Here is a 14,035-nt window from a genome sequence, read left to right as displayed (position 1 = left end):
CGCAAGCTGGCGCCGACCTGGCCTTTTTGACGGCGTTTCCTGCGCCCGCACCCTTCGCCCGATGCTCGCTCGACTGTCCGACACCGATCGCCGCGCTTTTCGTGAAGGCGCGCGCGCCTATGCCCCCACGCTGATGGCGATTTTTTCCTGGGGCCTCGTGACCGGCATCGCGATGAGCAAGTCCGTGCTGACGCTGCCGCAGGCGCTCACGATGTCGCTGCTGTGCTACGCCGGATCGTCGCAGCTGGCGGTGTTGCCGCTCCTCGCCGCGAAGCTGCCGGTGTGGACGGTGCTGCTGACCGCGGCGATGGTCAACACCCGCTTCGTGATCTTCAGCGCCGGCCTCGCGCCGCACTTCCCGTATCTGTCGATGTGGCGGCGCATCGTGCTGGGCTATTTCAACGGCGACGTGATCTATCTGCTATTCGTCAAGAAGAGCTTTCCGACCGGCTACGTGCCGGGCAAGGAGGCGTACTTCTGGGGCATGGCGGTATCGAGCTGGCTGTCGTGGCAGGTGTCGTCGATCATCGGCATCCTGCTCGCGAGCCTGATTCCGGACAACTGGGGGCTCGCGCTGGCCGGCACGCTCGCGCTGCTGCCGGTGATGGTGTCGGCGATCGCCACCCGCTCGACGCTGGTCGCGGTCAGCGTGGCCGGCATCGTGTCGCTGCTCGCGCTCGATCTGCCGTACCGGCTGGCGTTGCCGCTCGCGGTGATCGCGGCGATCGCGGCCGGCAGTGCGGCCGACCTGATGATCGAGCGCGCCGACCTGCGCCGCATTCGTGGCGTGAACGATCGCGCCGGAGACTCCCGATGACCTCCACGCAAATCTGGCTCGCCATTTTCGGCATGACCTTCGTCACCGCGCTCACCCGCGCGATGTTCCTGATCGGCGGCGAGCGCACGGTACTGCCGGCGCGCGTGCAGAAGATGCTGCGCTACGCGCCGGCCGCCGCGCTCGCCGCGGTGGTGGTGCCCGACGTGCTAACGACGCCCGACGGGCTGTCGTTCGCGCCTTCCAACCATGAGCTTTACGCGACGCTCGCCGGCCTGGGCTGGTTTTTGTGGCGGCGCACCATGCTCGGCACGATCGTGACCGGAATGGTCGTGTTCACGCTGATGCGCGTCTTCCTGTGAGGGTCGGGCCCGGGGTGCGGCGATGAATGCTACGCCGCGGCATCTGCGGCCTTGCGATCAAATGCGCGACATTCGCCGTGTCGCGGATCAGAAGGCCGTTGGGATCAGTTAAAATGCCTTTTCCGGGTTGAGCGCGCCGCGGCAAGGCGCCTGGTGCCGCGGCCGGCCGCCGGCGCCCGATCCCGCGGAGCGGTTGGGCCGAAGCGCTGGAGTTCGCTGCGCCTCGTCCCCGCGCGCTGTCCGTCACCGCCTTCTCATCAACTCGCATACTCAAGCCCATGAACAAGGTATTGCGTCTCTCCGACCTGATCGCCGAAGGCAAGCTGTCCGGCAAACGCGTGTTCATCCGCGCCGATCTGAACGTGCCGCAGGACGATCAAGGCAACATCACCGAAGACACCCGCATCCGCGCTTCCGTGCCGGCCATCAAGGCCGCGCTCGACGCCGGCGCCGCGGTGATGGTCACCTCGCACCTTGGCCGTCCGACCGAAGGCGACTTCAAGCCGGAAGATTCGCTCGCACCGGTGGCGAAGCGTCTCGCGGAGCTGCTCGGCCGCGACGTGCCGCTCGTCGCGAATTGGGTCGAAAACGGCGTGAACGTCGCGTCGGGCTCGGTCGTGCTGCTCGAAAACTGCCGCGTCAACAAGGGCGAAAAGAAAGATTCCGACGAGCTCGCGCAGAAAATGGCCAAGCTCTGCGATATCTACGTGAACGACGCGTTCGGCACCGCCCACCGCGCCGAAGCGACTACGCACGGCATCGCGAAGTACGCGCCGGTTGCCTGCGCGGGTCCGCTCCTCGCCGCTGAGCTCGAAGCGCTCGGCAAGGCGCTCGGCGCACCGAAGCGTCCGCTCGTGGCGATCGTCGCGGGCTCCAAGGTGTCGACCAAACTGACCATCCTGAAGTCGCTCGCGGAGAAGGTCGACCAGCTGATCGTCGGCGGCGGCATCGCCAATACGTTCATGCTCGCGGCCGGCCTGAAGATCGGCAAGTCGCTCGCCGAAGCCGATCTGGTCGACGAAGCGAAGGCGATCATCGACGCGGCCAAGGCCCGCGGCGCCTCGGTGCCGATCCCGACCGACGTCGTCACGGCCAAGGAGTTCTCGCCGACCGCGAAGGCAGAAGTAAAGGCCGTCGCCGATGTGCAGGACGACGACATGATCCTCGACATCGGCCCGGAAACGGCCAAGGTGCTCGCCGCGCAACTCGAGAAGGCCGGCACGATCGTGTGGAACGGCCCGGTCGGCGTGTTCGAGTTCGACCAGTTCGGCAACGGCACGAAGACGCTCGCGGACGCGATCGCGCGCTCGGCGGCGTTCTCGATCGCAGGCGGCGGCGATACGCTCGCGGCAATCGCCAAGTACGGCATCCACGACCAGGTGAGCTACATTTCCACGGGCGGCGGCGCATTCCTCGAGTTCCTCGAGGGCAAGAAGCTGCCGGCGGTAGAAGTTCTGGAATCGCGGGCTTAACGTGGCGACGCGCTCCCCAGCGGCGAAGTCGACCAAGGCGCGTGGCGTGAAAGCGCCGCGCGGTAACGCGGCAACGCCGGCAGGGGAGAGCGCGACACGCGCGGCCGCTGCGTCGGCAGCGGCCGGACAGGACGAGGCTGCCGAAGCGCCGATAGCGCCCGCGGCCACCGAACCGGCGCTAGCCGCCGGAGCGCCCGCGGAACCGGTTGCAGCGCAAGCTCCGACCGGCGACGCGGAGCAGCCCCCAACGGCACAGGTCGAAGCTGCTCAACACGATTCGGCCCAGCCGGAACAGCCTTCCGGCAAGCAGGGCAGCAAATCTCCGGCGCGCGAGGCGCCGCTCTCGAATACCGCATCACCCGCATCACTCCACAAAGCGACACGAACTCCGCAGCAGCCCCGCAGCGCTCTTACCAGCGATCCTATCCAGACGAGGAGACTCATGCATCGCGCCACCAAGATTGTCGCTACTATCGGTCCGGCTTCCAGCACGCCGGAAATCCTGCTGCAAATGATTCAGGCGGGATTGGACGTGGTGCGGCTCAATTTCTCACATGGCACCGCGGACGACCATCGCCAGCGCGCCGAATTCGTGCGCGAGGCGGCCCGCCAGGCCGGCCGCGAAGTCGCCATCATGGCTGACCTGCAAGGCCCGAAAATCCGCGTCGGCAAATTCGAGAACGGCCGCACGACGCTCGTCACCGGCAATCCGTTCGTCCTCGATGCCGACTGCGAGCTCGGCAACGACGAGCGCGTCGGCCTCGACTACAAGGATCTGCCGCGCGACCTGAAGCCGGGCGACGTACTGCTGCTCAACGACGGCCTGATCGTGCTGAACGTGCAGCGCCTGATCGGCAACGAGATCCACACGGTCGTGAAGATCGGCGGCGAGCTGTCGAACAACAAGGGCATCAACCGCCAGGGAGGCGGTCTGTCGGCGCCCGCGCTGACCGCCAAAGACATGGAGGACATCCGCACGGCGATGTCGCTCGGCGTCGATTTCGTCGCGGTGTCGTTCCCGAAAAACGCGACCGACATGGAAATGGCCCGCCAGCTCGCGAACATCGCCGGCGCGCCGTATGGCATCAAGCCGAAGATGATCGCGAAGATCGAGCGCGCGGAAGCGATTCCGGCGCTGCAAGGCATCCTCGACGCGTCGGACGGCATCATGGTCGCGCGTGGCGATCTGGCCGTGGAAGTGGGCAATGCCGCGGTGCCGGCGCTGCAAAAGCGCATGATCCGGATGGCGCGCGAATCGAACAAGTTCGTGATCACCGCGACGCAGATGATGGAGTCGATGATCCACGCGCCGGTGCCGACCCGCGCGGAAGTGTCGGACGTCGCCAACGCGGTGCTCGACGGCACGGACGCGGTGATGCTGTCGGCGGAATCGGCGGCGGGCAAGTACCCGGTGCAGACCATCGAGACGATGGCCGCGATTTGCGTCGAAGCGGAAAAGTCCGAGCAGTCGGAGCTCGACAAGGACTTCCTCGACCGCACGTTCACGCGGATCGACCAGTCGATCGCGATGGGCGCGCTGTTCACCGCCTATCACCTGGGCGCCAAGGCCATCGTCGCGCTGACCGAATCGGGCTCGACCGCGTTGTGGATGTCGCGTCACTGGACCCACGTGCCGATCTTCGCGCTGACGCCGCGCGTCGGCAGCGAACGGGCGATGGCGCTGTACCGCAACGTGACTTCGCTGCATCTGGACACCAACACCGACCGCGACACGGCGCTGCAGCAGGCGCTCGAAACGGTGGTCGGCAAGGGCTACGCGTCGCACGGCGACATGGTCGTGCTGACGGTCGGCGAGCCGATGGGTCAGGCGGGCGGCACCAACACGTTGAAGATCGTGCGGGTCGGTGAACCGTACTGATCAGGCAGGACTGCTCGATCGGCACAGGCTCGATTGAGCGAAGCAGGGCGGCGAAACCCGCACGGTCCATGTGCGACGGCGCACCAAAGCGCCGCTGTCATCGCGGGAACACCCCCTGCTTCGCGATAAAATCGCCGCAAAAGATGCCGACGGCAAAAGAATTCGTTTCAATCTAAGGAGTTTCAGCATGCCTCTCGTATCAATGCGTCAACTGCTGGACCATGCCGCGGAAAACGGCTATGGCCTTCCGGCATTCAACGTGAACAATCTGGAGCAGGTGCAGGCGATCATGGCCGCGGCCGACAAGGTGAACGCCCCGGTCATCATGCAGGCGTCGGCCGGTGCGCGTAAGTACGCGGGCGAGCCGTTCCTGCGTCATCTGATCGAAGCGGCGGTCGAGTCGTATCCGCACATTCCGGTCGTGATGCACCAGGACCACGGTCAGTCGCCGGCGGTCTGCATGGCGGCGATTCGCAGCGGCTTCACCAGCGTGATGATGGACGGTTCGCTCGAAGCCGACGGCAAGACGGTCGCATCGTACGAGTACAACGTCGAAGTGTCGCGCAAGGTCGTCGAGGCGGCGCACTCGATCGGCGTCACCGTGGAAGCGGAGCTGGGCGTGCTCGGTTCGCTCGAAACGATGAAGGGCGACAAGGAAGACGGCCACGGCGCCGAAGGCACGATGACGCGTGAACAACTGCTGACCGATCCGGAGCAGGCCGCCGACTTCGTCAAGCTGACCCAGTGCGACGCGCTGGCCATCGCGATCGGCACCTCGCACGGCGCCTACAAGTTCAGCAAGAAGCCGACGGGAGATATTCTCTCGATCCAGCGCATCAAGGAAATCCATCAGCGCATTCCGAACACGCACCTCGTGATGCACGGCTCGTCGTCGGTGCCGCAGGAGCTGCTCGCGGAAATCCGCGAATTCGGCGGCGACATGAAGGAAACCTACGGCGTGCCGGTCGAAGAAATCCAGGAAGGCATCCGTCACGGCGTGCGCAAGGTCAACATCGATACCGACCTGCGTCTGGCGATCACGGGCGCGATCCGTCGCTACATGGCGACCAACCCGGGCAAGTTCGATCCGCGCGATTACCTGAAGCCGGCGCGCGAAGCGGCGATGAAGATCTGTATCGACCGTTACACACAATTCGGCTGCGAAGGCCAGGCTGGCAAGATCAAGCCGGTTTCGCTTGATAAAATTGCGCAGAAGTACAAGTCGGGCGAGCTCGCGCAAGTCGTCCGCTAAGCTGTAGTTTTGGCTCCGCGCCTGGCCGTTTGGCCAGGTTGTCGTCCGATCGCCGTTCCCGCATCATCGGGGGAACGGCGTTTCCCTTTTGTTCCGGTCACATTTTTTGCACCACTTTTAGCGAACCACGACGATGTCTACCCTCTACGAATCCACGCTCCGCTCGCTGCCGCTGCTCGGCCGCGGCAAAGTCCGCGACAACTATGCCGTGGGCAACGACCAGTTGCTGATCGTCACGACCGACCGTCTGTCGGCGTTCGACGTGATCATGGGCGAGCCGATTCCGAACAAGGGTCGCGTGCTCAACGCGATGGCGAACTTCTGGTTCGAGAAACTGAAGCACGTGGTGCCGAACCACCTGACGGGCGTCGCGCCGGAGTCGGTGGTCGCGCCGGACGAAGTCGAGCAAGTCAAGGGGCGCGCGGCGGTCGTCAAGCGTCTCGAGCCGATCCTCGTCGAAGCGGTGGTGCGCGGCTATCTGGCCGGCAGTGGCTGGAAAGATTACCAGGCCACCGGTTCGGTCTGCGGCGTGCAACTGCCGCCGGGTCTGCAGAACGCGCAGAAGCTGCCCGAGCCGATCTTCACGCCGGCCGCCAAGGCCGAGATGGGCCACCACGACGAAAACATCACCTACGACGAGATGGAGCGCCGCATCGGCACCGAACTGTCGGCCACGATCCGCGACATTTCGATCCGTCTGTATCAGGAAGCCGCTGATTACGCGGCCACGCGCGGCATCATCATTGCGGACACGAAGTTCGAATTCGGTCTGGACAACCACGGCAAGCTGTACCTGATGGACGAGGCGCTGACCGCCGATTCGTCGCGCTTCTGGCCGGCGGACCAGTACCAGGTCGGCACGAATCCGCCGTCGTTCGACAAGCAGTTCGTGCGCGACTGGCTCGAAACCCAGCCGTGGAAGAAAGAGCCGCCGGCGCCGAAGCTGCCGGACGACGTGGTCGCGAAAACGGGCGAGAAGTACCAGGAAGCGCTCGAGCGCCTGACCGGCCACAAGCTCGACTGATCTGATCGCGCGCGCCGTGTCAGGCGCGCATCGCCGGGAAACAAGGAAGCCGTAAAGATGAGTGAAGCACAAACCGCCCATACGCATGATGCGCCGGTCGTCGGCGTATTGATGGGCTCCAGTTCCGACTGGGAAGTGATGAAAAACGCCGTCGCGATTCTGCAGGAATTCGGCGTGCCGTACGAAGCGAAGGTCGTGTCCGCGCACCGCATGCCCGACGAAATGTTCGCCTATGCTGAAAGCGCGCGCGAGCGCGGCATTCGCGCGATCATCGCGGGTGCGGGCGGCGCCGCGCATCTGCCGGGCATGCTGGCCGCGAAGACCACGGTGCCGGTGCTTGGCGTGCCGGTCGCGAGCAAGTATTTGAAGGGCGTCGATTCGCTGCATTCGATCGTGCAGATGCCCAAGGGAGTGCCGGTCGCGACGTTTGCGATCGGCGAGGCGGGTGCCGCGAACGCGGCGCTGTTCGCGGTGTCCCTGCTCTCCGGCACCAGCGCCGAATACGCGGACAAGCTCGCTGCATTCCGTGTGCGCCAGAACGAAGCGGCTCACGCGATGGTATTGCCGGCGCTGTAAGCGCGCTGGTTGTTTTATAAGACGTCTCCTGTCCGACCCCCGGCCGGATGCCCGCCGCTCGCTGTGCGAGCGCGACGCGTATCCGGCCGCGACCGACCACCAAGATGAACCCTGACAACACACCGGTTTCACCGATTCTGCCTGGCGCATGGCTTGGCATGGTCGGTGGCGGCCAGCTCGGCCGCATGTTCTGTTTTGCCGCCCAGGCGATGGGCTATCGCGTCGCCGTGCTCGATCCGGACGAAACCAGCCCGGCGGGCGCGGTCGCCGACCGCCACCTGCGCGCGGCCTACGGCGACGAAGCGGCGCTGACCGAACTCGCGCGGTTGTGCGCGGCGGTGTCGACCGAATTCGAGAACGTGCCGTCCGCGAGCCTCGACTTTCTCGGCAAGACCACCTTCGTGAGCCCGGCGGGGCGTTGCGTCGCCGTCGCGCAGGACCGGATCGCCGAGAAGCGCTTTATCGCGTCGTCGGGTGTGACGGTTGCGCCGCACGTCGTGATCGAGTCGTCGGATGCGCTTGCGGCGCTGGGCGATGGCGAGCTCGAAGCGGTGCTGCCCGGCATCCTGAAAACGGCGCGCATGGGTTACGACGGCAAAGGCCAGATTCGCGTGCGCAACGCCGAGGAAGTGCGCGAGGCACATGCGTCGCTCGGCGGCGTGCCGTGTGTGCTCGAGAAGCGCCTGCCGCTGAAGTTCGAGGTGTCGGCGCTGATCGCGCGCGCGGCGAGCGGGGCGTCGGTGGTCTATCCGCTCGCGCAGAACACCCATCGCGACGGCGTGCTGTCGCACACCATCGTTCCCGCGCCGGACGCGTCGCCGGCGCTCGTGCAGCAGGCTCAACAGGCCGCGCTGCAGATCGCCGAAAAGCTCGGCTACATCGGCGTGCTGTGCGTCGAATTCTTCATTCTCGAAGACGGCTCGCTGGTCGCCAACGAAATGGCGCCGCGCCCGCATAACTCCGGCCACTACACGGTCGACGCGTGCGCGACGAGCCAGTTCGAGCAGCAGGTGCGCGCGATGACCAGCATGCCGCTCGGCGACACGCGCCAGCATTCGCCGGCGGTGATGCTGAACATCCTCGGCGACGTGTGGTTTCCGGACGGTCCGAAGCGCGCGGCGGTCACGCCGCCATGGCAGGAAGTCGCCGCGATGCCGTCAGCGCGCCTGCATCTGTACGGCAAGGAAGAGGCGCGTTGCGGCCGCAAGATGGGCCACGTGAACTTCACTGCGCCGACCCTCGAAGAAGCCCGCACCGCGGCGCGCGATTGCGCGCGGCTGCTGCACATCGCCACCAGCTGACGCGCGCGCCATGCCGGATCAACTGAAACCCGCCAAGGACGCTACCAACGCGTTGCCGGTCAGCGCCGCGCAGATCGAGCACGCGGCGGCCTTGCTCGACGCGGGGGGGCTGGTCGCGTTTCCGACGGAAACCGTGTACGGCCTCGGCGGCGATGCCGAGAACCCGGACGCGGTCGCGCGCATTTACGCGGCGAAGGGGCGGCCGGCCAATCATCCGGTGATCGTGCATCTCGCGCCGCATGGCGATCCGAACTACTGGGTCGAGCATTTGCCGGCGGATGCGCAGCGCCTGATCGACGCGTTCTGGCCGGGACCGCTCACGCTGATCCTCAAGCGCGCTGCGCGCATTCCGGCGGCGGTCAGCGGCGGGCAGGACTCGGTGGGACTGCGCTGCCCGTCGCATCCGGTTGCGCAGGCGTTGCTCGATGCATTCAGCGCGTTGCGCGGCGGGCATGGCGGCGTCGCCGCGCCGTCGGCGAACCGCTTCGGGCATGTGAGCCCGACCACGGCGCAGCATGTGCGCGACGAGTTCGGCAGCGCGATTCATGTGCTCGATGGCGGCGCGTCGGATGTCGGTATCGAGTCGACGATTCTCGATCTGTCGCGCGGCTTTCCGGCGCTGCTGAGGCCCGGTCGCGTGACGCCGCAGGATATCGCCGACGTGCTCGGCGAGGCGCCGCGTCTGCCTGACGGGTCGGACGCGACCGCGCCGCGCGCGTCGGGCACGTTGAAAGCGCATTACGCGCCGCGCACGCCGCTCGTGCTGCTGCCACTCGGCGAGCTCGAGCCGCTTCTCGCGGTGCGTGAGCCGGGCGAGCGCGTCGCGCTGGTCGCGCGCGCGTCGCGTGCGGGACAGTGGGCCGATGTCGACGGCGTGCATTTCGTCGCCGCGCCGGAAGATCCGCACGTCTATGCACGCGAACTCTACGGCTTGCTGCGCACGCTCGATCGCGCGAACGTCACGCGGATTCTGATCGAGAAGCTGCCCGATACGATCGAATGGATCGCGGTCAACGATCGGCTCGGGCGCGCGGCGGCGGCATTCGAAGCGCACGAGTCCTGAAGGCGCTACGTTTTCGCCTCTGATACTTCGCGCGCCAAGCAAAAGCGAACACGCAAAAGCAGAAAGCCCGACTCGCAATGAGGCGGGCTTTTTTCGTATCGAACTAAAGTTCGAGAAGACGTTAGCGGGAGACAACGCTCCCGCCGGACGCCGGATGTGCGCTTACTTGCCCAGACCCGTCGCCGCGATCTGCTGTTCGACGAAAGTTGCGAACGCAGCGTGTGCGTGCGTCGTCGGATGGAGCGTGTCGGCGAAGACGTACGACTGGTCGGCGCCCGCTACCGTGAGGGTCTGCGGCGAGCAGAACAGCGACGAGCCGAATTGCTGGCCGTACTGCTGCGCCGTCATGCCGCCTTGCAGCACCGACGGATTGGCCGTCGCATACGCGGTCGCGTTCTGCTCCATCTGTTGGAGCGCGCAGGCCGTGCCCGTTGCATTGGAAAATCCCTGCGACTGGTAGCTGGCGAGCAACTGATGCTGCCAGGCGAACGAGCTGACCGGAATCACTTTCGTGTCAATCCCGGCTGTCTTGAGTCCATTCGCGACCAGCGTGTTGTATGCGGTCACGATGGCCGTGATCAGCGTCGGCAGTTGCGGCGCATTGCTTGCTGCCGCTTGGGCAGCCGCGAGCGGCGCCTGGCCGATGTCCGGCACGTCCATGACGACGACATGTGTCGCACCTTTCGAGAGGGCGGTGCCGACGACGCCCACAAAGCTCTGGATAGTCGTCTGAAGCTGCGTTCCAACCGCCGTCCCAATGATCAACTGCTGTTGCTGCAAGGAGGTGGCCGTCGCGAGCTGGGTCTGGAGGTCGGTCATGAACTGCGTGTTCTGCAACAGTTGCAGGACGTCGTTGGCGCCGCCGCTCACCAGCACGAGCTGATTCGAATTGAAGCTGCCGTGGTCCGTCAGGTACTGCGCGATCTGCGACGTGACAGGTACGGTCGTGGCCGCCATGCTATTGGGTGCGAAGCCAATGCCGATGGGGTTCGCCACATCGGAGCCGCCTTGCGCATAGCCCAAGCCGCCGTTGGCCTTCAGTGGCACTCCGAAGCCGCCCACAAAAGCTGGCGTCAGCGTATCCCCATAGTACTCAGCGACTTTCTGCGTCCAGACTTCGCCAGGATTCGTCGTGAAACGACCGCCGCCGAAACTGGCCTGGATCACCGGCGAATACGTGCCGACGTCCGACAGGCTGTCGCCGAATGACACGACCTGCAACTTGACGCCACCTGACGGCGTGCTGCTGCTCGAACTATTGTTGTCGCTGCCACCGCCGCATGCCGCGAGCGCGGCGAACGCTGCGCTCGCCACTGCGATCTGCGTGACGCGCAACCATTGCTGTTTCTTCGAAGCGGTTTGATTCATGTTGACTGCATCTCCTCGTATGTGTGGCCCTTGATGCCATGTGTTGCAGGCGGCGTCCACCGCGTTGGCGGCGTGACGACAGCTTACAGAATCTTCTACGGCCGGCGCGATGTCCGAAGCGCGACCGTATGGTTTGAGTTCAAGCCGGCTCCCTTCGCGCGCTGCGCATGATAAGCGGCGGCCCGGGCGGGCGGCGCGAACAGCGCACGCCATTTGTTGCGCCAGCCGCGCACGCTCGCGAAGTCGGCGGCCATCGATGCCCATTCGTGAAACGTCGCCTTCAGCGGGTTGTACGTGTGCGGCGACTCGACGATGCCGTACCGCGGCGCCTCGTGCGGATCTTCTTCGACGTAGCTGCCGAGCAGGCGATCCCAGATCACCAGTACACCTGCGTAATTGCGATCGATGTAGCGATCGTTGCGCGCATGATGCACGCGATGGATCGACGGCGTATTGAACACGTATTCGAGCCAGCCGAGCTTGCCGATCGCCTGCGTGTGCACGAAGAACTGGAAGCCGAGATTGATCAGCACGATCGCGACGATCTGCTTCGGAGCAAAGCCAGGAATGGCGAGCGGAATCCAGAACACCCACATGCCGGCGATTGGGTACATCAGGCTCTGGCGGAACGCGGTCGAAAAATTCATCCGCTCCGACGAGTGATGCACGACGTGCGCGGCCCACAGCCAGCGCACGCGATGACTGCAGCGATGAAAGACGTAATAGAGCAGGTCCTGCGCGACGAACAGCACGACGAACGACAGCCATGTCGCCGGCCATGTATGAAAGCGGTAATGCTCGTAGAAAAACGCGTAGACAGGGATGATCGCGAGCCACGCGAGCTTGTCGGCGGCCTGCTGCAGCAGCGCGAGCGCGGCGTTGCACAGCGTGTCGCGCCAGCTGTAGAGCCGCTCGGCCGGGCGCGTGCGGCTCACGTGCCACGCCTCCCAGCCGATGCAGGCAAGAAAGACGGGCGCCATGGCGAGCAGCAGCAATTCGGCATCGAATTGCATCTTGTCTCCCTTCCTGGTCCCTGACCGCCGCGCGGTACGCGGCGGGTGGTGTCGTTATCGTTCGTGAGGTCGCGCGGTCTGCACGACCGGCGCCCTGCGCGGCAAGCCCGTGATGTCGCGCGCCGCATGCTGCCCGACAGCGTACACGGTTAGGAGCTTGCCGCGCGCGGCATCGCTAGAAGGAATACTCAGTGGCTGCCGCGCTTGCGCGGGTTTTTCCTGGGCTTCTCGCGCGCTTCCTCGATGGGCGCGGAAACCTTCGTGAAGCCCTGCGACGGGCCTTCGTACACCCATTCGAGCAGCGCGTCGTGCGCGGCGCGCGCCGCTTCCGAATGCGGATCGTTGATCAGGCTGACGACGACATAGCTGTTGCCGTCGGCCGACGCGACGTAGCCGGCGATCGCGCGTACGTCGCGCAGCGTGCCGGTCTTGATGTGCGCGTTGCCGCCCGCGCCCTGGCTGGTCAGGCGATTGCGCATCGTGCCGTCGACACCGGCGATCGGCAGCGAGTCGACGAACACCTGCGCGACTGGGCTCGCGTTCGCGCGTTGCAGAACATCGGCGAGCGCGAGCGCGGTGATGTGTTCGTCGCGCGACAGGCCCGAGCCGTTATCGAGCGACAGGTATTCGGTGTTCAGGCTGTCGCGCGTCAGGAAAGCTTCGACCGCGTGCGCGGCTTTCGCGGGCGTGGCGGGCGGCCTTTCCTCGGCGGCGCCGATCGTCAGGAACAGGTTGCGCGCCATCGTGTTGTTGCTGAACTTGTTGATGTCGCGAACGATGTCCGACAGCATCGGCCCCTCGTGCCTGGCGACGAGCTTCGCGCCGGGGGGCACTGCGCCTTCGCGGGTCGCGCCCGTGAATGTGCCGCCGGTTTGCTGCCACAGCGCGAGGAAGCCGCGCGCGAAGAACGTCGAGTGATCGAGCACGGCGACGTTGACCGTGCGCGCGTCGCAGCGCACCGGCAAGTCGCCGATGAACGACGCGACGAGCGTGCCGTCAGGCTCCGGCGTGACGGTCGGCGTCGGCAGCTCGCCCCGGCATGGGCCGCTCGTCGCACGCAGCTGGTTGTCGATGCGCAGTTGCGCGAGCGCGGGCAGCACGTCGATCGCCACCGTGCCATCGGGCGACGGCGTCAGCGTGAACGACAGGGATTTGAACGCGTACAGCAGCGGATCGGGGCCGACGTTGTACGGCGCGTTCACGTCGTCGTCGAACGCGGGCAGGTCGCGAGTCGACGGATCGAAGTAGCGCTTGTCGAGCACCAGCGCGCCGTCGATACCATTGATGCCCGCCTTGTGAATCTTCTGCACGAGGTCGATCAGTTCTTCGGGCACGAGCTTCGGGTCGCCGGTGCCCTGGATGTACAGATTGCCGTGCAGCACGCCGCTCGCGTCGAGCGGGCCGTCCGCGTACGCGCTGGTGCGCCAGCGGTAACCGGGACCGAGGATCGACAGGCCCGAGTAGGTGGTGACGAGCTTCATGGTCGAGGCGGGCATCATCGGCTTGCCGGCGTTCAGCGCGAGGATCGGCGTGCGATCGCCGACCTTTTCGACGACCACGCTGATCGACGACAACGGCACGTGCGCGCGCTGCAGACCGACCATCACCGGCTGCGGCAGTACCGTCGTGACGTTGACGCTCGGATGCGTGGCCTTGACGCGTGCCTCCGCGGTCAGCGGCAGCAGGGTGCCTGCGCCGAGCGCGGCGGCGCAGAGCCAGACGGCTGCGCGCGGCACGACGCGGTTAGGCATGAAGGCTGCGCGATCGAACATACGGCGCGAGTGCAGCGCCATACGGCGTGCGACGGAAGACAGAAAAGCGTGCGTCATGAACGGGTGAACGGGCAAACGGACGAGCAGGATTTCAAGGTGTGCGGCGAGCAGCGTGCGAGGGACAATGGAACGGCAAGCTGGGCGCCTTGACGGCGCGGTAGCGCGCCGCGGTCTACCG

General features: G+C 65.8%; 12 protein-coding genes. 9 read left to right on the top strand and 3 right to left on the bottom strand.

The features are described from left to right. Positions 1 to 61: 61 nt before the first annotated feature. From F6X39_RS09270 to F6X39_RS09230, 9 genes are all read left to right on the top strand, one after another. A complete protein-coding gene (locus F6X39_RS09270) occupies positions 62 to 817 on the top strand; it encodes an AzlC family ABC transporter permease (RefSeq protein WP_184066531.1) in 756 nt (251 codons plus the stop codon). Then, the gene (locus F6X39_RS09265) at positions 814 to 1,137 is read left to right on the top strand and encodes an AzlD domain-containing protein (protein WP_018421704.1); all 324 of its coding nucleotides are present in this window, start codon (positions 814 to 816) and stop codon (positions 1,135 to 1,137) included. Before F6X39_RS09270 ends, F6X39_RS09265 begins: the two co-directional genes overlap by 4 nt. 278 nt (positions 1,138 to 1,415) lie before the next feature. Then, positions 1,416 to 2,609, top strand: coding sequence for a phosphoglycerate kinase (locus F6X39_RS09260; RefSeq protein WP_187616405.1), 1,194 nt, complete (start codon positions 1,416 to 1,418; stop codon positions 2,607 to 2,609). 442 nt (positions 2,610 to 3,051) lie between these two features. Continuing rightward, complete coding sequence (pyk, locus tag F6X39_RS09255; RefSeq protein ID WP_018421702.1) at positions 3,052 to 4,488, top strand: pyruvate kinase; 1,437 nt, start codon at positions 3,052 to 3,054, stop codon at positions 4,486 to 4,488. Between the two features lie 187 nt (positions 4,489 to 4,675). Beyond that, a complete protein-coding gene (gene fba / locus F6X39_RS09250) occupies positions 4,676 to 5,740 on the top strand; it encodes a class II fructose-bisphosphate aldolase (RefSeq protein WP_184023005.1) in 1,065 nt (354 codons plus the stop codon). A 133-nt stretch (positions 5,741 to 5,873) separates the two neighbouring features. Further along, entirely contained in the window at positions 5,874 to 6,764 is an 891-nt protein-coding gene (locus tag F6X39_RS09245) for a phosphoribosylaminoimidazolesuccinocarboxamide synthase (protein ID WP_187616404.1), read from the top strand. A gap of 57 nt (positions 6,765 to 6,821) precedes the next feature. Continuing rightward, positions 6,822 to 7,340: a 5-(carboxyamino)imidazole ribonucleotide mutase gene (purE, locus tag F6X39_RS09240; RefSeq protein ID WP_018421699.1), complete on the top strand. Its 519-nt coding sequence runs from the start codon at positions 6,822 to 6,824 to the stop codon at positions 7,338 to 7,340. A gap of 104 nt (positions 7,341 to 7,444) precedes the next feature. Continuing rightward, positions 7,445 to 8,641 (top strand): 5-(carboxyamino)imidazole ribonucleotide synthase, encoded by a 1,197-nt coding sequence (locus F6X39_RS09235; RefSeq protein ID WP_187616403.1) that lies wholly within the window; start codon positions 7,445 to 7,447, stop codon positions 8,639 to 8,641. A gap of 10 nt (positions 8,642 to 8,651) precedes the next feature. Continuing rightward, positions 8,652 to 9,704, top strand: a complete 1,053-nt coding sequence (locus F6X39_RS09230) for an L-threonylcarbamoyladenylate synthase (protein WP_187616402.1) — start codon at positions 8,652 to 8,654, stop codon at positions 9,702 to 9,704. 162 nt (positions 9,705 to 9,866) lie between these two features. Here F6X39_RS09230 and F6X39_RS09225 read toward each other — a convergent pair whose 3' ends face one another. From F6X39_RS09225 to dacB, 3 genes are all read right to left on the bottom strand, one after another. After that, on the bottom strand, positions 9,867 to 11,072 hold the full coding sequence (locus F6X39_RS09225; protein ID WP_184023009.1) for an SGNH/GDSL hydrolase family protein: 1,206 nt from the start codon (positions 11,070 to 11,072) through the stop codon (positions 9,867 to 9,869). 95 nt (positions 11,073 to 11,167) lie between these two features. Then, complete coding sequence (locus F6X39_RS09220) at positions 11,168 to 12,085, bottom strand: sterol desaturase family protein (protein WP_187616401.1); 918 nt, start codon at positions 12,083 to 12,085, stop codon at positions 11,168 to 11,170. Between the two features lie 188 nt (positions 12,086 to 12,273). Beyond that, positions 12,274 to 13,857 (bottom strand): D-alanyl-D-alanine carboxypeptidase/D-alanyl-D-alanine-endopeptidase, encoded by a 1,584-nt coding sequence (gene dacB / locus F6X39_RS09215; protein WP_410449947.1) that lies wholly within the window; start codon positions 13,855 to 13,857, stop codon positions 12,274 to 12,276. Between the last annotated feature and the right edge of the window lie 178 nt (positions 13,858 to 14,035).

Source organism: Paraburkholderia sp. UCT2 (genome assembly GCF_014397665.1).
GTDB classification, from domain to species: Bacteria; Pseudomonadota; Gammaproteobacteria; order Burkholderiales; family Burkholderiaceae; genus Paraburkholderia; species Paraburkholderia tuberum.
Note: the sequence above shows the minus strand (reverse complement) of the source record. Positions and strands in the feature narration are given on the sequence as shown.

Bases quoted from the DNA above. Each gene is read 5' to 3' on its own strand.
- F6X39_RS09225 (WP_184023009.1), bottom strand. From the start codon at position 11,072: ATGAATCAAACCGCTTCGAAGAAACAGCAATGGTTGCGCGTCACGCAG.
- purE (WP_018421699.1), top strand. From the start codon at position 6,822: ATGAGTGAAGCACAAACCGCCCATACGCATGATGCGCCGGTCGTCGGC.
- F6X39_RS09220 (WP_187616401.1), bottom strand. From the start codon at position 12,085: ATGCAATTCGATGCCGAATTGCTGCTGCTCGCCATGGCGCCCGTCTTT.
- F6X39_RS09260 (WP_187616405.1), top strand. From the start codon at position 1,416: ATGAACAAGGTATTGCGTCTCTCCGACCTGATCGCCGAAGGCAAGCTG.
- dacB (WP_410449947.1), bottom strand. From the start codon at position 13,857: ATGTTCGATCGCGCAGCCTTCATGCCTAACCGCGTCGTGCCGCGCGCA.
- F6X39_RS09235 (WP_187616403.1), top strand. From the start codon at position 7,445: ATGAACCCTGACAACACACCGGTTTCACCGATTCTGCCTGGCGCATGG.
- F6X39_RS09270 (WP_184066531.1), top strand. From the start codon at position 62: ATGCTCGCTCGACTGTCCGACACCGATCGCCGCGCTTTTCGTGAAGGC.
- pyk (WP_018421702.1), top strand. From the start codon at position 3,052: ATGCATCGCGCCACCAAGATTGTCGCTACTATCGGTCCGGCTTCCAGC.
- F6X39_RS09230 (WP_187616402.1), top strand. From the start codon at position 8,652: ATGCCGGATCAACTGAAACCCGCCAAGGACGCTACCAACGCGTTGCCG.
- F6X39_RS09265 (WP_018421704.1), top strand. From the start codon at position 814: ATGACCTCCACGCAAATCTGGCTCGCCATTTTCGGCATGACCTTCGTC.
- F6X39_RS09245 (WP_187616404.1), top strand. From the start codon at position 5,874: ATGTCTACCCTCTACGAATCCACGCTCCGCTCGCTGCCGCTGCTCGGC.
- fba (WP_184023005.1), top strand. From the start codon at position 4,676: ATGCCTCTCGTATCAATGCGTCAACTGCTGGACCATGCCGCGGAAAAC.